At 66.0% G+C, this 21,380-nt stretch carries 22 protein-coding genes and 4 tRNA genes; 5 read left to right on the forward strand and 21 right to left on the reverse strand.

Going from position 1 to position 21,380, the window contains the following annotated elements; translation table 11 throughout:
* Positions 1–68 precede the first annotated feature (68 nt).
* Positions 69–2,495 (reverse strand): UvrD-helicase domain-containing protein, encoded by a 2,427-nt coding sequence (locus tag QFZ83_RS20150; protein WP_307509446.1) that lies wholly within the window; start codon positions 2,493–2,495, stop codon positions 69–71.
* A 204-nt stretch (positions 2,496–2,699) separates the two neighbouring features.
* Between QFZ83_RS20150 and QFZ83_RS20155 the strand changes: the two genes are divergently transcribed.
* Positions 2,700–3,677, forward strand: coding sequence for a GMP reductase (locus QFZ83_RS20155; protein WP_307509448.1), 978 nt, complete (start codon positions 2,700–2,702; stop codon positions 3,675–3,677).
* Between the two features lie 24 nt (positions 3,678–3,701).
* On the opposite strand, the gene QFZ83_RS20160 is transcribed toward QFZ83_RS20155, so the two are convergent.
* On the reverse strand, positions 3,702–4,568 hold the full coding sequence (locus tag QFZ83_RS20160) for an alpha/beta hydrolase (protein ID WP_307509450.1): 867 nt from the start codon (positions 4,566–4,568) through the stop codon (positions 3,702–3,704).
* A 98-nt stretch (positions 4,569–4,666) separates the two neighbouring features.
* Here QFZ83_RS20160 and QFZ83_RS20165 point away from each other — a divergent pair.
* A tRNA-Ala gene (locus tag QFZ83_RS20165) sits at positions 4,667–4,742 on the forward strand.
* Positions 4,743–4,791: 49 nt separating this feature from the next.
* On the opposite strand, the gene QFZ83_RS20170 is transcribed toward QFZ83_RS20165, so the two are convergent.
* Positions 4,792–5,502: an SDR family NAD(P)-dependent oxidoreductase gene (locus tag QFZ83_RS20170; RefSeq protein WP_307509452.1), complete on the reverse strand. Its 711-nt coding sequence runs from the start codon at positions 5,500–5,502 to the stop codon at positions 4,792–4,794.
* Between the two features lie 142 nt (positions 5,503–5,644).
* On the opposite strand from QFZ83_RS20170, the gene QFZ83_RS20175 reads away from it, so the two are divergent.
* A tRNA-Lys gene (locus tag QFZ83_RS20175) sits at positions 5,645–5,720 on the forward strand.
* A gap of 91 nt (positions 5,721–5,811) precedes the next feature.
* Here the strand turns inward: QFZ83_RS20175 and QFZ83_RS20180 are convergent.
* Positions 5,812–6,219, reverse strand: a complete 408-nt coding sequence (locus tag QFZ83_RS20180; protein ID WP_307509455.1) for a hypothetical protein — start codon at positions 6,217–6,219, stop codon at positions 5,812–5,814.
* Between the two features lie 207 nt (positions 6,220–6,426).
* Here QFZ83_RS20180 and QFZ83_RS20185 point away from each other — a divergent pair, with 207 nt between their 5' ends.
* A complete protein-coding gene (locus tag QFZ83_RS20185) occupies positions 6,427–6,669 on the forward strand; it encodes a hypothetical protein (RefSeq protein ID WP_307509457.1) in 243 nt (80 codons plus the stop codon).
* An 89-nt stretch (positions 6,670–6,758) separates the two neighbouring features.
* On the opposite strand, the gene QFZ83_RS20190 is transcribed toward QFZ83_RS20185, so the two are convergent.
* The 5 genes from QFZ83_RS20190 to QFZ83_RS20210 form a co-directional block, all read right to left on the reverse strand.
* Positions 6,759–7,322 (reverse strand): HNH endonuclease, encoded by a 564-nt coding sequence (locus QFZ83_RS20190; RefSeq protein WP_307509459.1) that lies wholly within the window; start codon positions 7,320–7,322, stop codon positions 6,759–6,761.
* A gap of 56 nt (positions 7,323–7,378) precedes the next feature.
* Positions 7,379–7,452: transfer RNA gene (locus tag QFZ83_RS20195), tRNA-His, on the reverse strand.
* Positions 7,453–7,477: 25 nt separating this feature from the next.
* On the reverse strand, positions 7,478–7,675 hold the full coding sequence (locus QFZ83_RS20200; RefSeq protein WP_306877908.1) for a short-chain dehydrogenase: 198 nt from the start codon (positions 7,673–7,675) through the stop codon (positions 7,478–7,480).
* A 38-nt stretch (positions 7,676–7,713) separates the two neighbouring features.
* Positions 7,714–7,790: transfer RNA gene (locus tag QFZ83_RS20205), tRNA-Arg, on the reverse strand.
* 378 nt (positions 7,791–8,168) lie between these two features.
* Positions 8,169–8,372, reverse strand: coding sequence for a hypothetical protein (locus QFZ83_RS20210; protein ID WP_144298954.1), 204 nt, complete (start codon positions 8,370–8,372; stop codon positions 8,169–8,171).
* A 153-nt stretch (positions 8,373–8,525) separates the two neighbouring features.
* On the opposite strand from QFZ83_RS20210, the gene QFZ83_RS20215 reads away from it, so the two are divergent.
* Positions 8,526–8,909 (forward strand): hypothetical protein, encoded by a 384-nt coding sequence (locus QFZ83_RS20215; protein ID WP_013540117.1) that lies wholly within the window; start codon positions 8,526–8,528, stop codon positions 8,907–8,909.
* Positions 8,910–8,912: 3 nt separating this feature from the next.
* On the opposite strand, the gene QFZ83_RS20220 is transcribed toward QFZ83_RS20215, so the two are convergent.
* The 12 genes from QFZ83_RS20220 to QFZ83_RS20275 all read right to left on the reverse strand — a co-directional run bounded on the left by QFZ83_RS20220 (position 8,913) and on the right by QFZ83_RS20275 (position 21,377).
* On the reverse strand, positions 8,913–9,377 hold the full coding sequence (locus tag QFZ83_RS20220) for a thioesterase family protein (RefSeq protein ID WP_306877909.1): 465 nt from the start codon (positions 9,375–9,377) through the stop codon (positions 8,913–8,915).
* A gap of 2 nt (positions 9,378–9,379) precedes the next feature.
* Positions 9,380–9,910, reverse strand: coding sequence for a MarR family winged helix-turn-helix transcriptional regulator (locus tag QFZ83_RS20225; RefSeq protein ID WP_306877910.1), 531 nt, complete (start codon positions 9,908–9,910; stop codon positions 9,380–9,382).
* On the reverse strand, positions 9,907–10,683 hold the full coding sequence (locus QFZ83_RS20230) for an SDR family NAD(P)-dependent oxidoreductase (RefSeq protein WP_307509460.1): 777 nt from the start codon (positions 10,681–10,683) through the stop codon (positions 9,907–9,909). Before QFZ83_RS20230 ends, QFZ83_RS20225 begins: the two co-directional genes overlap by 4 nt.
* A 109-nt stretch (positions 10,684–10,792) precedes the next feature.
* A complete protein-coding gene (locus QFZ83_RS20235; protein WP_307509462.1) occupies positions 10,793–12,379 on the reverse strand; it encodes an ATP-dependent acyl-CoA ligase in 1,587 nt (528 codons plus the stop codon).
* Positions 12,369–13,100, reverse strand: a complete 732-nt coding sequence (locus QFZ83_RS20240) for an ABC transporter ATP-binding protein (protein WP_306877913.1) — start codon at positions 13,098–13,100, stop codon at positions 12,369–12,371. Before QFZ83_RS20240 ends, QFZ83_RS20235 begins: the two co-directional genes overlap by 11 nt.
* Positions 13,097–14,884 carry a branched-chain amino acid ABC transporter ATP-binding protein/permease gene (locus tag QFZ83_RS20245; protein ID WP_307509464.1) on the reverse strand — a complete coding sequence of 596 codons (1,788 nt, stop codon included), beginning with the start codon at positions 14,882–14,884 and terminating at the stop codon, positions 13,097–13,099. Before QFZ83_RS20245 ends, QFZ83_RS20240 begins: the two co-directional genes overlap by 4 nt.
* Positions 14,881–15,936: a branched-chain amino acid ABC transporter permease gene (locus QFZ83_RS20250; protein WP_307509467.1), complete on the reverse strand. Its 1,056-nt coding sequence runs from the start codon at positions 15,934–15,936 to the stop codon at positions 14,881–14,883. Before QFZ83_RS20250 ends, QFZ83_RS20245 begins: the two co-directional genes overlap by 4 nt.
* A gap of 70 nt (positions 15,937–16,006) precedes the next feature.
* A complete protein-coding gene (locus QFZ83_RS20255; RefSeq protein WP_306877915.1) occupies positions 16,007–17,170 on the reverse strand; it encodes an ABC transporter substrate-binding protein in 1,164 nt (387 codons plus the stop codon).
* 40 nt (positions 17,171–17,210) lie between these two features.
* Positions 17,211–17,684: an aromatic-ring-hydroxylating dioxygenase subunit beta gene (locus QFZ83_RS20260; protein ID WP_307509469.1), complete on the reverse strand. Its 474-nt coding sequence runs from the start codon at positions 17,682–17,684 to the stop codon at positions 17,211–17,213.
* On the reverse strand, positions 17,681–19,000 hold the full coding sequence (locus QFZ83_RS20265) for an aromatic ring-hydroxylating dioxygenase subunit alpha (protein ID WP_307509471.1): 1,320 nt from the start codon (positions 18,998–19,000) through the stop codon (positions 17,681–17,683). Before QFZ83_RS20265 ends, QFZ83_RS20260 begins: the two co-directional genes overlap by 4 nt.
* 21 nt (positions 19,001–19,021) lie before the next feature.
* Positions 19,022–20,167, reverse strand: a complete 1,146-nt coding sequence (locus tag QFZ83_RS20270; RefSeq protein ID WP_307509473.1) for an ABC transporter substrate-binding protein — start codon at positions 20,165–20,167, stop codon at positions 19,022–19,024.
* A 40-nt stretch (positions 20,168–20,207) separates the two neighbouring features.
* Positions 20,208–21,377 carry an ABC transporter substrate-binding protein gene (locus tag QFZ83_RS20275; RefSeq protein WP_307509475.1) on the reverse strand — a complete coding sequence of 390 codons (1,170 nt, stop codon included), beginning with the start codon at positions 21,375–21,377 and terminating at the stop codon, positions 20,208–20,210.
* Positions 21,378–21,380 lie beyond the last annotated feature (3 nt).

Genomic DNA, 21,380 nt, shown 5'->3' on the forward strand with positions numbered 1-21,380 from the left:
CTGATCCCGGAAAAACCGGGCTGACGCCCGCCCGGCCTATGCTGTCAGCTATAGGTTTAGTAGCAGCCTCAGACCGGCGTGAGCTTGGCCACCGACAGCGCCAGCCACTTCACGCCGTGCCGCGTGAACTTGACCTGCGCACGCGCGTCGTCGCCCGTGCCTTCGAGGGCCAGCACGGTGCCTTCGCCGAACTTGTTGTGGAACACCTGCATGCCCGAGCGCAGGCCATGCGACGGCGCGGTTTTCTGCGGGGGCACCGGCGGGCTGGCGAAGGTTTCCTTGCTGCCGCCATAGCCACCGCCTCCATATCCGCTGCTTCCACCGCTGTAGCCGCCACTGCCGCCGCGCGTGCTCCCGTAGCCGCCGCCGTAGCCGAAGGCCGATGGCGTGAAGCCCTGGTTCTTGGGCGTGAGCCACTTGAGCGCCCCTTCGGGCAGCTCATCGAAGAAGCGGCTCTTGACGTTGTAGCGGGTCTGCCCGTGCAGCATGCGCGTCTGCGAATGGCTCAGGTACAGGCGCTTGCGGGCGCGCGTGATCGCCACGTACATCAGGCGGCGCTCTTCCTCGAGGCTCTCGAAATCGCTCATCGAGTTCTCGTGCGGGAACAAGCCTTCTTCCATGCCGGTGATGAACACGCAGTCGAACTCCAGGCCCTTGGCGGCGTGCACGGTCATGAGCTGCACCGCGTCCTGGCCGGCCTGCGCCTGGTTGTCGCCCGATTCGAGCGCGGCGTGCGTGAGGAACGCAGCCAGCGGGCTCAGCGTTTCGCCGGTCTCGGCGTCGGGGGCGAGCGGCTCGTCGAGCACCGGGCGGGTCGGGTCGATCCCCTGGCTTGCGGGCGACTGGCGCAATTCGTCGACCGGCAGCGCCACCGCATCGCGGCCGAAGCCTTCCTGCGTGACGAAGCTCTCGGCCGCGTTCACCAGTTCGTCCAGATTCTCCAGGCGATCCGCGCCTTCGCGGTCGGCCTTGTAGTGCTCGACGAGGCCGCTGTGGTCGAGCACCAGCTCGATGATCTCGCGCAGGCTCACGCCTTGCGTCTGCTCCCGCAGCACGTCGATCTTGGCGACGAAGCCGGTGAGGTTCGCGCCCGCCTTGCCGCCGACCACGCTGACCGCGTCGTGCAGCGAACGCCCGGCCGCGCGGGCCGCGTCCTGCAGGGTTTCCAGCGTGCGCGCGCCGATGCCGCGCGGCGGGAAGTTGACGACGCGCAGGAAACTGGTGTCGTCGTCCTTGTTCTCCAAGAGGCGCAGGTAGGCCAGCGCATGCTTGATTTCGGCGCGCTCGAAGAAGCGCAAGCCCCCGTACACGCGGTACGGCACCGAGGCATTGAAGAGCGCGGTTTCGATCACCCGGCTCTGCGCATTGCTGCGGTAGAGCACGGCCATCTCCTTGCGGTCGAAGCCGTCGCGCACGAGCTGGCGCATTTCCTCGACCATCCACTGCGCTTCGGCGAGATCGGTGGGCGACTCGTACACGCGCACCGGTTCGCCCGGGCCCTGGTCGGTGCGCAGGTTCTTGCCCAGGCGCTTCTTGTTGTGGCTGATGAGCTCGTTGGCCGAGTCGAGGATGTTGCTGTAGCTGCGGTAGTTCTGCTCCAGCTTGATCTGGTGCTGCACGTCGAACTCGCGCACGAAGTCGGCCATGTTGCCCACGCGCGCGCCGCGAAAGGCGTAGATGCTCTGGTCGTCGTCGCCCACCGCGATCACGCTGTTGTTGGGGTTCGGCGTGAACTGCCCGCCGACGGTGTTGCCCGAGAGCATCTTGATCCACGCGTACTGCAGGCGGTTGGTGTCCTGGAACTCGTCGATCAGGATGTGGCGAAAGCGCCGCTGGTAGTGCTCGCGGACCGGGTCGTTGTCGCGCAGCAGTTCGTAGCTGCGCAGCATGAGTTCGCCGAAATCGACCACGCCTTCGCGCTGGCACTGCTCTTCGTAGAGCTGGTAGAGCTCGACCTTCTTGCGGTCGTCGTCGCTGCGGATCTCCACGTCCTTCGGACGCAGGCCGTCTTCCTTGGCGCCGGCGATGAACCACTGGGTCTGCTTGGCGGGGAAGCGCTCGTCGTCGACGTTGAACTGCTTCATCAGGCGCTTGATGGCCGAGAGCTGGTCTTGCGTATCGAGGATCTGGAAGGTTGACGGCAGGTTGGCCAGCTTCCAGTGCGCGCGCAGGAGGCGGTTGCACAGGCCGTGGAAGGTGCCGATCCACATGCCGCGCACGTTGACCGGCAGGATCGCCGTCAGCCGCGTCATCATTTCCTTGGCGGCCTTGTTTGTGAAAGTCACGGCGAGGATGCCGCCGGCGGAGACCTGACCTGTCTGGAGCAGCCAGGCGATGCGAGTGGTGAGCACCCGCGTCTTGCCGGAACCGGCGCCCGCGAGGATGAGCGCATTGCCCGCCGGCAGGGTGACCGCAGAAAGCTGCTCCGCGTTCAGGTTCTTGAGCAGCGGCAGGTCCGCAGAGTGGGCGTCAGCCGCAGGATCGTTAAACAACATTCTCTGATTGTAGAAACCACCGCGTATGCGGGTTATACGAGAACTGGAAGACCTGCCTCCGGGACCCCGCGTAAAATCAATCACCGGGCCCAAGATTCTTGCGCCCGGTTTTTTGTGGGCGTTTTCTTTCGAGAAGCACCGCAAAGGCCGGCCGGACCAAGCGCTCATTCGTTTTTTTCAACGATTCCTTTCAGGAGCCTGGTCATGCAGATTTTCGATTACGACAACATCCTTTTGCTCCCCCGCAAGTGCCGCGTGGAGAGCCGTTCGGAGTGCGACGCCAGCGTCACGCTGGGCGAACGCACATTCCGCCTGCCGGTGGTGCCGGCCAACATGAAGACGGTGGTCGACGAGTCGATCTGCCTCTGGCTCGCGCAGAACGGCTACTTCTATGTGATGCACCGCTTCGATCTGGACAACGTGAAGTTCGTCAAGGAGATGCAGGGCAAGGGCGTGTTCGCCTCGATCTCGCTCGGCGTGAAGAAGCCCGACTACGAGACCGTCGACCAGCTGGTGGCACAAGGCCTCGTTCCCGAATACATCACGATCGACATCGCACACGGCCATGCCGACAGCGTGAAGAACATGATCGGCTACCTCAAGGAGAAGCTGCCGAAGGCCTTCGTGATCGCCGGCAATGTTGGCACGCCCGAAGCCGTGATCGACCTTGAGAACTGGGGCGCGGATGCGACCAAGGTCGGCATCGGTCCGGGCAAGGTCTGCATCACCAAGCTCAAGACGGGTTTCGGCACGGGTGGCTGGCAGTTGTCGGCGCTCAAGTGGTGCGCGCGCGTGGCGACCAAGCCGATCATTGCGGACGGCGGCATCCGTGACCACGGCGACATCGCCAAGAGCGTGCGCTTCGGCGCCTCGATGGTGATGATCGGCTCGCTGTTCGCGGGCCACGAAGAGTCGCCGGGCAAAACGGTGGACGTCGACGGCACGCTCTTCAAGGAGTACTACGGCTCGGCCAGCGACTTCAACAAGGGCGAGTACAAGCACGTCGAGGGCAAGCGCATCCTCGAACCCATCAAGGGCAAGCTGGCCGACACGCTGGTCGAGATGGAGCAGGACGTGCAGAGCTCCATCAGCTACGCGGGCGGCCGCACACTGATGGACATCCGCAAGGTCAACTATGTCACGCTGGGCGGCGCCAACGAGGGCGAACACCTGCTGATGTAAGCGCCCTGCCTCGGGCCGTCTCGGTCAGGCCTCGAGCAGTTGCACCGCGTGGCGGTGCAGCGCGTGGGCCGGATCGGCGAATGCGTCGACCACGCTGAAGTGGTCTAGGCCCGGGAGCACCTGGCACACCGGCACGGCGTTGCGGCCCCAGGCGTCGCGGATCATCGCGTTGTGGCGGAGGAATTCGGGGCTCTCTTCGCCACCGGCGACTGCGTAGAGCTGGCCCCTCGGCGGCGCGGGCCAGAGGGCCGGGCTCGCGCGCCGGGCGTCTGCATCGGTCAGCTTCAGCGTGTGCTCCAGGAACGGCGTGTGTTGCAGTGGCCGCAGGTCGTAGAGGCCCGAGATCGAGAGCGCGTTGCGCACCAACTGCGTGGGCAGATCGGGCGCGACCGTTTTCCAGTCGCACGCCAGCAGCGCCGCCGCCATGTGGCCGCCGGCCGAATGACCCGCGACGGTGATGCGCGAAGGATCGCCGCCATAGGCCGCGACGTGGCGCCAGGTCCACTCGAGCGCACGCACCATCTGCATGAGGATGGCCGGCACGGTGACGGGCGCCTCGACCGGTCCGGGACACAGCGCGTAGTTGAGCACCACGACACAGATGCCGCGGTCGTTGAACGACGGCGCGATGAAGGAATGCTGGCTCTTGTCCATCGCACGCCAGTAGCCACCGTGGACGAAGACCAGGACCGGCGCGTCGGGGATCGGCGCCGGAAAGATGTCGAGCGTTTCGTTCGGTCCGTCGCCGTAGCGAAGATCGATCCGGCCGGGCAAGGCGTCGCGCACCGCCGCCGATTCGCGCGTCCAGCGCTCGAAATACACGGGGTGGTTTTTCACCCGCGCGAGATTGTTGTACATGCCTTCCAGCCAGGCGGGGTCGTACGAGGCCATGCGGTTGCTGCTCTTGTGTTCTTGGTTTGCGAGGCGCGGATCTTGGCACGACACAACGTGCGGCGAGACGGGAGTCTGGTTAGAATTTACGCCGTGTTGGGGGGGTAGCTCAGCTGGGAGAGCGCCGCGTTCGCAATGCGGAGGTCGTGAGTTCGATCCTCATCCTCTCCACCAACCGATTTGAAAAGGCCTTGGCAACCGCCAGGGCCTTTTCTTTTGGCGCTCAGGTATCGAGCGTCAGGTGCTGGCCATGCAACGCAGCGGCTGCAGGCGATGCGAGGAAGCCGATGGTCTGCGCCGCAACCGACGTCGACACCCACTCGGCCGGATTGGCATCGGGCATCGCCTGGCGATTCGCTGGTGTGTCCAGCACGCTCGGCGCGACGCTGTTCACGCTGACGCCGTGCGGTGCGGCTTCGGCCGCCATCGCTTCCACCAGGCGCTGCAGCGCGCTCTTCGATGCGATGTACGCGGCCATTGCCGGCGCGCCGCGCGCCGCCACTTTTGCCGTCACCGCGACGATGCGGCCGCTCTTGCGTTCGATCATCGAGGGCAGCACGGCTTGCGTCACCGCGACGAACGACCACGCATTGAGATTCATCATGCGGTCCCAGCTTGCGCGCGACAGCGCATGCGTTGCCTCGCCCATCTCGAAACCACCGGCGATGTGCACGAGCGCGTCGACACGGCCGAAGGCCTTGAGCACCTGGCCGGTCAGCAGCTCGGCCATGTCGGGCGCCGAGGTCACGTCGCCCGCGAGCAGCAGATGCTGCGAGTTGTCGAGCCCCGGAAAGACCTCGGCCAATCGGCCTGCGTGGTGATCGATCAATGCAAGGCGTGCGCCTTGCTCAAGGAAGTGCTGCGCCACGGCACGACCCAACGCGCCCGCGGCACCGGTGATCACGACATGGGGCGTGGTGTTTGCATCGCTCATAAGAAAATGCTCCTGATTGGGGAGGGGCATGGCCCCGTCGGTGGCGCATCCTAACGCCGCGGTTCACAATTTTTTTGGACACCGGAAAATTATGGGATATACTCGTGGTCTTGCCTGAAAACGCTAGTCGCTTGCAGCGCAGGGGCTCTTAGCTCAGTTGGTAGAGCAGCGGACTCTTAATCCGTAGGTCGAGTGTTCGAGTCACTCAGGGCCCACCACCAACATGGCGGAAACGCTGAAAAAGCCTGCTACCTCACCGGTAGCAGGCTTTTTTATTTGCCCGCGACATCACGATCACGGCGCAGCCGCTCAGCCTTGGCGCGCGATCCAGTCATCGACAAAGCGCGCGAGCACATCACGCTTCTCCCCGACTTCCGCCATCAGGTACTGCCGTGCATGCGTCTGCGCCAGTTCGTTCGACAGGAACCATTGCTCCCGCTCAGGGCTGCCCTGCGGCGGTGGCGTGCCCCAGGCCGCGACGCTCTTGCCGAGAAATGCCTCGGTGACCGGCAGTCGCCCATCCGTCTTGCCGATGTCCGACAGCGCATTGCGCGGCTCACCGAGCGTGACGCGCGCTCGGACGCTGTCGCCGTCCACGTGAATGGAGGCACCAAGGCCGCCGGCCTGATGCACCTGCCAGAGCTGGTCCGCCGAGGCATGGCGAATCCAGCTTTCGAGTGCGCGGGTCAGGCTCTCAAGGATGATTTCTTGGTTCATATATGCACTATTTCACATTTACAAATGGCGACTTCGGCCGACGGCGCCTCGTATCCATGAAGTGGGCTGCGTGACATGGCATCTTGTACCCGCTGTCACACAGCACAACAACCAGGATTTCAGGGACATCACATCGAAGCAAAAAAAGCTCGTTGAACCCGCTTCGGCGGGTTATTTTTTGCACTCCTCGATCCAGTGCAATCGGCGATGTCCGACGACAACACAATCCACCGACAGGACAAAGTGATTTCCGGCCTGCGCTATATTTCTTCCATGGAAAAGGCTTCCGACATAGGCAAACCCACCGTCCCCATCGACCTGATCGGGCCGGAACACTGGGGTCGCTCCAGACGCGGCAATGGTCGGGTCACCAAAGTGCTCTGCATCATCGTCGGCGGCATCGCGGCTGCAGGGGTGATCGCCTATCGATTCTTCGGCGTCGGACGCTGAACACCCCATCCGCACAATAGAAAGCCCGCTGTCGAAAGGCAGCAGGCTTTTTTCTTGAAGGTCGAGCCAAAGCACAGCAGAGCGCCTTCTCACTGAAGCCGCGAGCCCTTGGGCAGCCGCCTCGCCAGCCACTCGTGCACGTCTGCGCGGATGTTGCGGCCCTCGAGCAGGAAGTTCTCGAAGCGGCTCGGCACGTAGGGAAGATAGACCAGCGGCATGCCGGCTTCCTCCGGCGTGCGTGCGGCCTTCCTGTTGTTGCAGACGGCGCACGCGCTCACCAGGTTGGTCCAGGTCCACGGGCCACCGCGCGACTCGGGCATCACGTGCTCGCATTGCAGATCGCGCTCGTGGAACACGCCCGCGCAGTACGCGCAGGTGTGGCGGTCGCGACGCAACAGCTTGCCCTTGGTGACACCGGGCACGACGTCGAACAGGTTGATCTTCGATGCGCCACGCAGCGCGATGATGGGTGCCACGTCGATGCGCGACTGCACGCCACGCGCGACGTTGAAACCGCCGCGCAGCGTGGCCAGCGGCAGGTCGCCGTCTTCCCACGCGACCGATCCGGTGGCGTAGTGCAGCACCGCCTGCTCCAGCGAAATCCAGGCTTGCGGCGTGCCCTGAATATCGAGTTGCAGGACGTGAGGGTGCATGTTGGCTCGCCTCCTTTGCGGCGATGGTCGAAGGGGTTGAAAGAAAAAAAGATGGATGGGGTGCACGAACGGAATCGAACCGTCGTCAGCGGGATCACAACCCGCAGCTCTGCCGTTGAGCTACGCGCACCGTAAAGAAGAAGCTGAGAGGGTGGCTACCACTCGCCCACTTCACGCACACGCTGGTCGAGGTCCAGGCCTTCGACAGCACGCTCGCGGCACGGCGAAGCGGATGTACTTTCCGCCGTCCGCCAGCCGATGCCGAAGCGTTGCGCCAGCGCCTGCAGCATGCGCCTGCGCGGCTGGGCCGGGCGCACGGTAATCATCCGGATCGGGGTGTTGCGCTTGCGCATGGTGACTCCTTGGTTGTAGTGGTGACAGCAAAAACAAATGGCCCCACGTGCACGACTCGAACGTGCAACCCCTTGCTTCGTAGGCAAGTGCTCTGATCCATTGAGCTAACGCGGGATGAATGAAAAACGAGAACAAAAAGTGTCCGGTTACGAGTTCCGGCGCCGCCCAATCTTTGCGGCCGGTTTCCGCGGAAGGACCATCTGCAATGGCCCGGTTCCGCTCGGGTTCGGTGCGAAAAAACGAATGCCCGCTTTTCCATTTCGGTTGTGTCCTCACGCGACGGACAACGCGCTTGGCGCTGCCCCGTACGACGTCGCTGCACAGGAGGGATCAGTTCCTGCACATCCCGCCAGACCGTCTACGCGGTGGGTTCTGGCGGTGTGGTGAAGGCACACCCGAAATGGCAAAGCACGAAAAGCAAAAAAAAACAAAAAGGCCCGGAAACCTTTCGGTGTCCGGGCCTCTGCTGGAGAGAGCTTGGAAGGTATGCGCCTATGCGCAACCTCCACCCGGTAGCACCTGATCCTCGAACTTGCCAACGCGCAGGCGGGCTGCGGTTTGCGTGGCATGCACGTAGCTCTGGCGCAGATTCGATTTCGACGACGGCATGCCGAACCCACCGCCACACGACCACACGCGCACGAACGCCCGGCCCGATGCGGGTCGAATGTTGGTGAGGGTCAATGCGGTGTTCACGATGGTTCCTGGGTCAAAAATTGCCGCTGTCGGCTGTGAAGGGTTGGAAAAAGGGGACGGCTTGAGCCGCGAGTGAGGGCAACTGTAAATAGTGTTTACGGCAACGTCAACAACCGGGACAATCTTTTCTTGTCTTGTTGTTGTTTTTGAACAGTGCCCAATACCACCGTCGCGCGCCGTCGCAATGTCCTTGCGCTGCATCGCCGCTTTCTCGAGGGCGCCATTGCCGCCGGCTTGCCAGCCAAGGGGCTGGACCAGTCCTTCGCTAAGAAGATCGAAATCTCCCCGAGCATGTGGAGCCAGATCAAGAGCGCCCGCCCCATCGGCGACAACCTCGCGCGGCAGATCGAGCGGCACTGCGAGGTGGAGCCCGGTTGGCTCGACAAGGAAGACCGTCCCTCCGAGGTGCCCGACGCGGCGGAAGAGCGCTTCATTGCGGCGGCGCGCGAGGCGTGGCGCACCGCCAATGCCAAGGGCAAGAGAGAACTCAGCGGCTGGCTGAAGAAACACGCGCAGGACGCCGACCCGGCGCCCTGAAGTTCAACTCGCCAACGCAGGGGCGTCGCGCAGGATCGCCGCGCGCATGTCATCGGGAATGGCAACTGCGCGATGCGTCTCGAGCGACGTCGTCACGATCACCTGTGTCATCTGCATCCGTACTTCGCCGCTCTCGGCGCCGAAGCAGCGCACCGCCAGCGTCATCGAGCGTGAGCCCAGTCTTTCCACGGCAAGACCAAGCATCACTTGATCGCCCATGCGGCTCACTGCACGAAAGTCCACATCGAGCTTCACGGTCGGCAGCCCGATGCGGCGCTCCGCCACGAGCCCGTGATAACTCAGGCCCAGCCCTTCGTTCACCCAGTCTTCGATCAGCCCGTTGAGCATCACGAAGTACTGCGGATAGAACACGATGCCCGCCGGATCGCAGTCCGAAAAACGGATCAGCCGCGGTCGCCGGAACTCCGTGCTCGTTGCAGCCAGATCAACATGTGTGGCATCACCCATGCTCAGCCCTCCTCGCCCGTCGCCTCGCCCCGCATCACATGCACGCGCAGCAGCCCGAGCTGGCTGTGCATCTGCTTGACCGTCTTCATGTCGAGGCCTGAGAACATCTCGAGGATCCACTGCTCGTGCTCGCTCGCCATCGTCTCGAAGGTGCGCCGCCCCGTGGGCGTCAGGCTCACGATCCATGCGCGGCGGTCGTCGGGGCTGGGCGCACGCGCCACCATGCCTTCGCGCTCGAGCTCGTCGGTCAGGCCCGTCACATTGCCGCCGGTCACCATGAGGTAGCGCGACAGCACGCGCATCTTGAGCCCGTCCTTGTAGCGGTAGAGCTGCGCCATGTAGTCGAAGCGCGCGAGCGAGATGCCGAAGCGCTCACGCAGACGGCGGCGAATTTCCGCCTCGATCTGCGTGGTGCTCGCGAGCATGCGCAGCCACAGCTTGAGCATCGCGTGGTCCTCATGACCGGCGCGTGCCTCATGACCGAGTTCTTCGGCGTCACTGAGCGCAGCGTGCGATGCGTCGTTGCGTGTCATGTCACTTCTCCTCCCGAAACCGAAATCGACTGGCCCGTCACCGACGCCGCGCCTTCGCCGCACAGCCAGCGCACGGTATCGGCCACCTCGGACGGCTGCACGATGCGCTTCTGCGGATTCACGCTGGAGAACTCCGCCAGCGCATCGGCCTCGCTGCGGCCTGTCTTGCCGACGACGTTGGCGACGCTGTTGCGCAGGATGTCGGTGTCGGTGTAGCCCGGGCAAACGGCATTCACCGTGATGCCCTTGCGCGCCACTTCGAGCGCGAGCGAGCGCGTGAGGCCGATCACGCCGTGCTTGGCCGCGGTGTAGGCCGAGACGTAGGCGTAGCCTTTTTGCCCCGCCGTGCTGGCGATGTTGACGATGCGGCCCCAGCCGGCTTCCAGCATGTCGGGCAGCGCGGCCTGCGCGCACAGGAAGCTGCCCGTGAGGTTTACCGACAGCATCCGCTGCCAGAGCTCGACGGAAGTCTTGAGGAACGGTGCGCTTTCGGCGGCACCCGCGTTGTTCACGAGGATTGCGATCGGACCTCGCGCCCCGCGAGCCTGCGCAAAGGCGGCCTGCACGCCTTCCGGGTCAGCCACATCGGCGGCGGCCACGCCATGTCCGCTGCCGGCGAGCGTGTCGGCCACGCGCTGCAATGCTTCACGGTCGCGCCCGAGCATCGTGAGCACCGCACCCTCGGCCGCGAGGGTTCGCGCGATCTCCGCACCGATGCCGCGCGCAGCGCCGGTCACGAGCGCGTGACGGCCAATGAGTAGATTTGATTGCATACCTGAATTGTTTAGTCCTGAATCATTTTAAGGGCGACGCGCTGTTGAAGCTGTCACCGCGTGAAACGCCCGCTATTCATCCAGGTCCAGCGGCAAGGTGCGCACAAGCCTACGACCTTGCGGGCCGGCCGTCCCAGGTTTGCGGCCCCACGCCGCGCTCGCGCAGCTTGAACTTCTGCACCTTGCCGTTCTCGGTGCGCGGCAGGTCGGGCAGCACGTCGATATAGCGCGGCACCGCGAAGTACGGCAGGCGACCTTCGCAGAAGCGCGACAGCTCCACGGGGTCGATGCGTTCGCCCTCGCGCGCGACCAGCGCGGCCATCACCTCGTCCTCGGCCAGTTCGGAGCGCACGGGATACACCGCGCACGACGCCACGCCGGGGTGGCTCAGCAGCACCTGCTCGACCTCGAACGAAGAGATGTTCTCGCCGCGCCGCCGGATCGCATCCTTGATGCGGTCGACAAATCGAAACGCGCCGTCCGCATCGCGCACCACGCGGTCGCCCGTGTGGAACCACAGGTTGCGCCAGGCCTCGACCGTCTTCTCCGGCATGTTGAAGTAGCCACTCGCGAAGGCATACGGCTCGTCCGCGCGCAGCAGCAGTTCGCCGGCCTCGCCGGGCGGCAGCGCCACGTCGTCTTCATCGGCCACGCAGGCCTGGAAGCCGGGCCGCAGCCAGCCCATGACACCGCCGCGCGGCGAATCCGGCGCAGTGGCGATCGCGAAATTGGTTTCCGTCGAGCCGTAGCCTTCGAGCAGCGACACGCCCGTGCGCGCCCTGAACGCCTGCCCCGCCGCCGATGGCACGCCAGGCCCAAGCCCGATGCGCACGCAGTGATCGCGCTCGCCTTCGCCCTCGGGTTGCGCAAGCAGGATCGGCACCATCGCGCCAAGCAGGTAGACCACGGTCGCGCCATTCGCCCGCATCGACGGCCAGAAACCCGACGCCGAGAAGCGCGATTCGAAAACCACTTCGGCCCCGGTCAACGCTGCCTGCGCGAAGGTATTGAGCGCGTTGATGTGAAAGAGCGGCAGCGTGGTGCACAGCACGTCGTCGCTCCTGACGCCCAGCACCTCGGCGCTGTTCACGCCCCACCAGAAATACTGCGCATGCGGGCAGATCACGCCCTTGGCGGGACCGGTGGTGCCCGAGGTGTAGAGGATGGCGAGCGGATCGCCCGGCTGTACCGCGGCAGGCGCAATGGCCTCCGAGCCTTCCGGGTAGCTCGAAACGCGCACACCGGCGGGCGGCTCCCACGGCGCGTCACCCTCGCCCACCACCCACACTTCACGCAGCGCCGTGCGCGCGAGATCGGCCGTCTTCAACCGCTCGAGAAAGCCGGCCTCGATCACCAGCAGCTTCGCCGCGCTGTTGGCCAGGAAGTACTCGATCTGAGGCCCCATCGACGCCGTGTTCACCGGCACCACCGACGCGCCCAGCCATCCCGCACCGAGGAAGGTCTCGATAAACTCGATTCGATTGCCGCACATCACCGCGATGCGGTCGCCGCGCGCCACGCCGTGCTGCGCCAGCGCACCGGCACGCACCGCCGCGGCCTCTGCCGCGTCGCCGTGCGTCCACTGTCGCCCTGCGATCCGCAGCAGCGGACGACCAGCGAACAGCGCCGCTTGCCGCTGCAGCATCGCCGGCAGCGTGCGCTGCGCGGGCGGCAGTGCGCGCACCTCACTCGTCATCGTGCGTGCCTCCGCCGAGGTACGTCGCCTGCACGCGTGGATCACTCGCCAATTCGGCCGATGCGCCCGAGAGCGCGATCTCGCCCGTCTCCAGCACGTAGCCCTGGTCCGAACTTTCCAGCGCGGCGCGTGCGTTCTGCTCCACGAGCAGGATCGAGACACCGTCTTCGCGCAGCTTGCGCACGATGGTGAGGATGTCCCGCACGATCAGCGGCGCAAGGCCCAGGCTGGGTTCGTCGAGCATCAAGAGGCGCGGCGCCGACATCAGCGCGCGCCCCACTGCCAGCATCTGGCGCTCGCCGCCCGAGAGCGTGTCGGCGCGCTGTGCGCGGCGCTCCGCCAAGCGCGGAAAGCGGTCGTACACCGACTGCAGCCGCTTCTTCATCGCATCGCCGCGCAGCCGTTTGGCATAGGCGCCGAGCTGCAGGTTGTCGAGCACGGTGAGCTCGCCGAACAACTCGCGCTTCTCGGGCACGAGGCAGAGGCCGCGCTCCACGCGCGCCTCCACGTCGAGCCCTTGCAGGTCTTCACCCTCGAAGCGCAGCGTGCCCTTGCACGGCAGGAGGCCCATCGCGGCCGCCAGCAGCGTGGTCTTGCCCGCACCGTTCGGCCCGATCACCGAAATGATCTGCCCCGGCTGCAGGTCGAGCGACACGCCGCGCACCGCCTCCACCTGCCCATAAGACACATGCAGGTCGCCGATCTCCAGCATCGCGGTCATACAACGCTCCCCAGGTACGCAGCCTGCACGCGCTCGTCGGCACGCACCGCCGACGGCACGCCCTCCACGAGCTTGGAGCCGAAGTTCATCACCACCAAACGGTCCACAAGTTTCATCACGAAGTCCATGTCGTGTTCGACGATGAGGATGGTCACGCCCTCTTCGCGCAACTTGCGCAGCAGGTCGCCTAGCGCCATCTTTTCCTTGCGGCGCAAACCGGCCGCGGGCTCGTCGAGCACCAGCAGCACCGGGTCGGCAGCCAACGCGCGCGCGATCTCCAGGATGCGCTGCGTGCCCAGCGGCAGGCTGCCCGCGAGTTCGTGCGCGCGGTCGCCGAGGCCGATGCGGTCGAGCTGGCGCTGCGCCTCCTGCAGGATCTGCATTTCCTCCTTACGGTCGAGCCGGAGACCCGCCTTCAGGATGCCCGAGCGCGTGCGCGAATGCGCGCCCAGCGCCACGTTGTCCAAGAGGCTCATGTGCGGCCGCAGCTTCACGTGCTGGAAGGTGCGCGCCAGGCCCAGCCGCGCCACCTGCCGCTGCGGCATGCCGGCGATGTCATGGTCGAGAAAGCGCACCTGGCCCGATGTCATCGGCAGCGTGCAGGTCAGCAGGTTGAACATGGTCGACTTGCCCGCGCCGTTCGGCCCGATCAGCCCGACGATCTCGCCGGCCTTCACATCGAAGCTCACGTCGTTGACCGCCACCAGCCCGCCGAAGCGCTTGACCGCGCCGTTCACCGACAGCACCTGCGTGCCGCGCGCCGGCAGTTGCCGATGCGCGAGCGGCTCGACCGGCGCCGCCGCGTGGCGCGAGGCACCCTGCGTGGCGCCGCGTCGCCGCGTCCAGCGCCGCAGCAGCCCCATCAACCCGCCGCGCGCAAAGTGCAGCAGCAGGATGAAGAGCGCGGCAAAAGCCACGGCCTCCAGTTGCCCCGCGCGCTGCGTGAGCATCGGCAGCACGTCCTGCAAGCCGTTCTTGAGCACCAGCACCAGCGCGGCGCCCACCAGCGCACCCGCCAGTTGCCCGAGCCCGCCGGCCACGGCCATCAGCAGGTACTCGATGCTCGCGCGCACATCGAACGGCGACGGGCTCACGAAGCGGTTCATGTGCGCATAGAGCCAGCCCGCCAGCCCCGCGAAGAGCGCCGCCGTCACGAACAGCGTGAGCCGCACGCGGTACGCATCCGCGCCCACGCTCGCCAGCAGCGTCGCACCGCCGCGCAGCCCGCGAATCGCACGGCCGGGCCGCGACTGCAGCAGGTTGTGGCTGAACAGGCAGGCAAGCCCGACCACCACCCAGATCAGGTAGTACATCGACCGCGGATCGGCCAGCGACCAGCCGCCGACCTGAAGCGCCGGAATGTTCGAAAGCCCCGTGTGCCGGCCGAGCGCATCGACATTGCCGAACAGCATCGCGATCGACAAGCCCCACGCAATGGTGCTCAGCGGCAGGAAGTGCCCGCCGAGCCGCAGCGTGAGCATGCCGATGGCAAGTGCCGAGAGGCCCGTGAGCAGCAGCGCGAACAAGAGGCCGATCCACGGCGACATGCCTTGCGCAGTCGTGAGCCATGCCGTCGCATAGGCCGCGATGCCGACGAAGGCGGCCTGGCCGAACGAGGTCGCACCGCCCACCCCGGTGAGCAGCACCAGCCCGAGCGCCACCAGCGCGCCGATGCCGATGTCGTTGAGCAGCGAGACCGTGAAGCTTCCGGCCGCCGCCGGCACCAGTGCCAGGACGACGACCACCGCGGCGATCCACAGCATGCGTTTGCGGTTGCCGTTCATTGGTCCACCTCGTCTTCTTCCTCTTCCGAATGGGCCGCCATGAAGGAGCGCAGCATGAGCACCGGGATCAGCAGGCTGAAGACGATCACGTCCTTCAGCGCGCCGCTCCAGAACGAGGCGAAGCTCTCCACCACGCCGACCGCAAGGGCGCCCACGGCCGTCATCGGGTAGCTCACGAGCCCGCCGATGATCGCGGCCACGAAGGCCTTCAAGCCGATGATGAAACCCGAGTCGTAGTACATGGTCGTCACCGGTGCGATGAGCACGCCGATGAGGCCGGCGAGCAGCGACGCGCAGCCGTACGCCAGAAGCGCGGTGCGCACCGGCCGGATGCCGACCAGCCGCGCGCCCACTCGATTGACGGCCGTTGCGCGCAGCGCCTTGCCGGCCACCGTGCGCTCGAACACCAGGAAGAAGAGGCCGCTCAACACAATCGCCGCACCCACCATCAGCACCACCTGCCCGCTGACCGTGAACCCGTCGCCCAGCGTGAACACCGCACTCGTGAGCGGCGTGGTGCGCGAACCTTCAGGACCGAAGAACAACAAGCCCAGGCCCGACAGCAGGAAGTGCAGCGCCAGCGACACGATCAGCAGCACCAGCACCGATGCATCCGCAATCGGCTGGAACACCACCCGTGCGAGCAGCGGCGCGATCGGCACGACCAGCAACACAGCCACCGCGATGTGCACCGCCACCGGCACCCCGGGCCGCGCGGCAAGCCACGCGAGCACGCATGGAATCGCGGGCAGCACGCCCCACATGAGCACCGCCTTCGGTATGCGCGAGCTCTCGCCGCGCCGCAGCAGGCTGCCGACTTCCGTCGCCAGCGCCAGCACCGCGAGCACGGCCACCATGCCAATGGTCGCCGGGACGCGACCGGTTTCGAAGGCCGCGAGCGACAGGGCCGCGAAGGCCGCGATGTCGCCGAACGGCACGAACACCACCCGCGTCACGGAAAAGATCAGCACCAGCCCGAGGCCGGCCAGCAGATAGACGGCACCGTTGGCGAGGCCGTCGGTGATGAGAATCAGCGCGACGTCCCACGTCATAGGAAAACCTCAGGCATTGCTTTCATCTTCTTGTTCGTCGTTCTTGTCGTTTGCGAAAAAGAGCGGGCGCTCAGGGAGCGAGCTTCCATTGGCCGTTGTCGAGCTTGACGATCACGCGGGCGCGTTCGTCCACGCCGTAGAGGCTGCCGGGCTTGAAGCTGTAGACGCCGTGCGTGCCCACCACTTCCTTGGTGCTGAAGATGGCATCGCGCAACGCAACGCGGAACTCGGCGGTTCCCGGCTCGGCCTTCTTCATCGCGCGCGAAGCGGCATCGGCGAACACCAGCCAGCCGTCGAAGGAATAGGCCGAGAAGGCATCGCTGGTCGGCGCGTTGTTGACCTTCTGGAACACGGCGCGGAAATCGGTTGCGATCTTCTTGGTGGGGTAGCTGTCGGGCAGCTGCTCGGCGACGATCACCGGGCCGGTGGGCATCAGCGCGTTCTGGCCTGCAGCGCCGACCACACGCACGAAGTCGGGGTTGATGAGCCCGTGCTGGCCGTACACGCCGCCCTTGTAGCCGCGCTCCTGCAGCGCAAGGAACGGCAGAGCGCCCGGCGTGCCGGCGCCGCCGGTCATCACCGCGTCGGGGCGCAGCGCCACGATCTTGAGCACCTGGCCGGTCACCGAGGCGTCGGCGCGCGCATAGCGCTCGTTGCTCACCACCTTGATGCCGGCGCCGGGCGCCGCCTTCATGAGCGCGTCGTAAACCAGGTCGCCCCACGCATCGGTGAAGCCGATGTAGCCCACGGTCTTGACATTGTTGCGCTTCATGCGCTCGACCACTGCATCGATCATCAACTGCGTGGGCTGCGCGACCGTCATGACCCACGGGTTCTCGTTGGGGTCGAGCAGAATGGGCGTGAGGCCGATCATCGGCGTCTTCGCATCGCGGCCGACCTGCGCCATCGCGATGGCCGCCGGCACACCCGAAGTGCCCATGAGCACATCGACCTTTTCCTCCTCGACGAGCTTGCGCGCATTGCGCCCGGCGGTCGTCGGGTCGGAGCCGTCGTCCAGCACGATGAGCTGCACCTTGCGGCCGTTGATCTCGGGCTTGTAGGCCAGCGCAGCCTGCATGCCCTTCGCATAGGGCACGCCGAGCGAAGAGTTCGGCCCCGAGAGCGACACGCTCAGGCCGACCTTGAGGTCGGCCGCGAAAACGCTCGCAACGCCACAGGCGGTCAGCGCCGCGGCGAGGGCACCGCGCGTCAGGGTCAGCATCAGGCTCTTCATGTCGTAGCTCCGGTGAGGATGGTTGGAATGGACAGGTAACTCAGATGAACAACTGGATCGCAGGCAATGCGCGCGCGGCGTTGAGCAGGTCGATGCGCTTCTGGCGGATGGCCCAGCCCGAAAGCGTCGATGGCGAACGCACGAGGTGGTGGCGGGCCGTGCCGCTCAGCAGGATCTGCGACTCGCCGCGCGCCTCGACGTAGAGGAACGGCGTGCGCAGCCGCACCTCGCCGCTCGTTTCTTCCTCGATGCGCGAAGGCTGCAGCACATGCTGGCTGTGGCTCGCGGGGTGCTGCGAATGCGCGCGCGGGTTCTTCAGGCGATCAACACGCAGTTGCAGCAGCAACCGGTCTTCATAGGCCAGCGAGTTGTGCGAGAGGGGATCGGCCTGCGCCGCACCGAGCAGCGGCACCCAGTAGTGGCCGTCGTCGGCGAAGAGCGCGAGCCAGTCGTCGAAGCGCCGCTCGTCGAGCAGCGCGGCCTCGTGGGCGATGAAGTCGCGGGGATCGTTCATGCCGCGACCTCCGATGCCATCGCCTTGGCCCAGGCGCGGAACTGGTTGCGCATGAGCAGCTCGTTCGTGCCGTTGGTCGTGATGGTCGATTGCGCGAGTTCGGCCGCGTCGAAGTTGCGGTGCAGGCTCACCCATTCGTTGCCGCCGGCGCGCAGGCCCTGCTGGATGCTCTCGAAGAGGTGCACGTCGTCGTGCGCCACCACCGACATCGGCGAGAACACGAGCCGGTTGTAGCTCATCGCGCGCTCGAAGAGCAGCGCGGGCGCACCGGCTGCGCGGAAGCTCCAGGCCTCGATCAGCGTGCGGTCGGCAGCGAGCGGGCGAATCACGCGGATCGCCTGCGGCGAGCCCTTCACCGACAGGCTCGGATAGAAGACCGAGTTCTGCGGCGAGCGCTGCAGGATGTCGGCCGCGCGTTCCACGCCATGCGCGGCCTGCATCGCGGCCTCGTACTCGGGAAGCTGCGCGTAGTTGGAGTGGATGCTGAAGTTCACGCCCAGCACGCTGTGCCCGTTGGCGAACACGCGGCCGCCCATCCTGTCGAAGAACTCGTAGCCCGAGCCGAAGGGCAGGATCTGCTCCATCGCCATCGGCTTGGGATCAGAAGGCCCATGGCCTTCCCACAGCGCCTCGGCCGCCTTGGTGGCCGACTCGTGCGTCGACATCGGATGCACCGTGTCGTTGATGTTCTCCAGGTACATCTTCCAGTTGCAATGGACGATGTTGCGCAGCACGCCACCGCCCACGGTGAGCTTGCCCTCGGGCGAGCGGTCGACCATGTTGTCGATGGCGCCGAGCACTTCGCCGAAGTAGTCCTCGAACGAGGGGCCGGTGTCGGCCAGGCGCACGAACACGAAGTCGCGGTAGACCTTCACGTGCTTCACCACGGAAAGGCCCTGCCCCGATTCGCAGGCCTTGAGCTGCGTGCCTTCGTAGCCGTTCTTGAGCGGCAGGCCGAGCGGCGCGCCGTCGAGCTTGTAGGTCCAGGCGTGGTACGGGCAGCGGAAGAACCGCCCGGTGTTGCCGCTCTCGTCCGTCACGAGTTGCGTGCCCTTGTGGGCGCAGCGGTTGTACATGACATGCACCGCGCCATCGGGCTGCCGCACCATCAGGAGCGGCCGGCCTGCGACCTCCTGCGTCACGAAGTCGCCCGCCTCCGGCACCTGGCTCGCGTGGCCGAGGAAGACCCAGGTGTTCGCGAACAGGCGCTCCTGCTCGAGCGCGAAGATCTCTTCGCTCAGGTACAGGTCGCGGTGCACGCGGTCGTCCTGCACCAGGGCGGCGATGCGGTCGGGATGATGGCGGTAGCTGGTCATCGGCGGGCGCTCGGGTTTATGTCAGGGGACCAGCTTCCACTGGCCCTTGTTCATCTGCACGATCACCACGCCGCGCTGGTCGGAGCCATAGCGGTCGTCGGGCTTGAAGGTGTAGATGCCGTGCGTGCCCACCAGCTCCTTGGTGCTCACGATGGCGTCGCGCAAAGCGGTGCGGTATTGCGGCGTGCCGGGCTCGCCCTTGGTGCGCGAGGCGGCGTCGGCCAGCAGCAGGTAGGCGTCGTAGGTGTACGAGGAGAAGGCATCGGTCGGCACCGCGCCGTTCACCTTCTGGTAGGCCGCGCGGAAGGCCATCGACACCTTCTTGATGGGGTTGCTGTCGGGCAGCTGGTCGGCCACGAGCACCGGGCCGCTGGGCACCTGCAGCCCTTCGATGGAGGCACCTCCCACGCGCACGAAGTCGGCGTTGATGAGCCCGTGCGTGCCGTAGATCTTGCCCTTGTAGCCGCGCTCGGCGAGTGCGATGTAGGGCAGTGCGCCGGGCGTGCCGGAGTTGCCCGCGAACACCGCGTCGGGCCGCGCCGCGACGATCTTCAGGATCTGCCCCGCCACCGACGAATCGCTGCGCGCATAGCGCTCGTTCGCCACCACCTTGATGCCGGCCGTAGCCGCACTCTTCACCAGCGAGTCGTAGGCCAGGTCGCCCAGCGCGTCGGAAAAACCGATGAAGGCTACCGTCTTCACGCCCGACTTCTGCATGCGCTCGACCACGCCCGCGACCATGAGCGGGAAGGGTTGCGACACCGTCACCGTCCACGCGCCTTCGGGGCCGGCGATGGTCACCGGCGTGGGCGAGATCAGCGGCGTGTTGAGTTCGCGCGCCACCGAGGCGATGGCCATCGCGCCCGGTACGCCCGAGGTGCCGATCAGCACGTCGACCTTGTCTTCTGTCACCAGCTTGCGCGCGTTGCGGCCTGCGGTGGTCGGATCGGAGGCGTCGTCTAGCACGATGAGCTGCACCTTGCGCCCGCCGATTTCCGGATGCTCGGCGATGGCTGCGCGAATGCCCTTTTCGTAGGGCACGCCGAGCGCGGCGACAGGGCCCGACAACGAGCTGATGAAGCCGATCTTCAGGTCGGCCGCCATGGCTTGTGCGGCGGCCAGTGCGACAGCAGTGAGGCCGACGATGCGGGTCAGTTTCTTTTTCATCGAGGTTGCTCCAGCGAGTTGGTGTGTGGTGCGCGTTGAATCAGGGGACCAGCTTCCACTGGCCCTTTTCCAGCTTCACGACGACACGCGAGCGCTCGTCCGATCCGTAGCGATCGGTCGGCTTGAAGTTGTAGACGCTGTGCGTGCCCACCAGCTCCTTGGTGCTCACGATGGCATCGCGCAGGGCAAGGCGGAACTGCGGCGTGCCCGGCTCGGCCTTGGTGGCGAGCGCACGCTGGGCCGCATCGAGGTACAGCAGCCAGGCGTCGAAGGTGTAGGCCGAGAAGGCATCGGTCGGCGGTGCGCCGTTGGCCTTCTGGTAGGCGGCGCGGAAGTCCATCGACACCTTGCGGATCGGGTTGTCGTTGGGCAACTGCTCGGCCACGATCACCGGGCCGGTGGGTGCGAGCATGCCTTCGACGGCGGCACCGCCCACGCGCACGAAGTCGGGGTTGATGAGCGCGTGCATGCCGTAGATCTGGCCCTTGTAGCCACGCTCCGCGAGCGCCAGGTAAGGCAGCGCGCCGGGCGTGCCCGAGGTGCCGGTGATCACCGCATCGGGGCGCAGCGCCACGATCTTGAGCACCTGCCCGGTCACCGACGAATCGGCGCGCGCATAGCGCTCGTTCGACACGATCTTGATGCCCGCCGGCTCCGCGCTCTTCTGCAGCGCGTCGTACACCAGGTCGCCCCAGGCGTCGGAAAAGCCGATGTAGCCGACCGTCTTCACGCCCGATTTCTTCATGCGCTCGACCACCGCGCTCACCATCAGCGGCGCAGGCTGCGGCAGCGTGACCATCCATGCGCCCTCTTCGCCTGGCAGGTTGGCATTGGCGATGGAGATCAGCGGCGTCTTCGTCTCGCGCGCCACGCCGGCGATGGCCAGCGCACCAGGCGATCCTGCGGTACCGATGATGACGTCGACCTTGTCCTCGTCGATCATCTTGCGGGCGTTGCGTGCGGCCGTGGACGGGTCCGACGCGTCGTCGAGCTGCACCATCTGGATCTTGCGGCCGCCCAGGTCGGCCTTGTAGGCGAGCGCGGCCTTCATGCCCTTTTCATAGGGAATGCCCAGCGACGACACCGGCCCCGAGAGCGAGGTGATGAAACCGACCTTGAGATCGGCCGCCCAGGCGCCCGCCACGGCACTCAGGGCGCCGAGACCCACGGCAATGCTTGCGAGGGCACGGAATCGGTTCAGGACTTTCATGGC

This window comes from Variovorax sp. W1I1, from assembly GCF_030815625.1.
Classification (GTDB): Bacteria; Pseudomonadota; Gammaproteobacteria; order Burkholderiales; family Burkholderiaceae_C; genus Variovorax; species Variovorax paradoxus_C.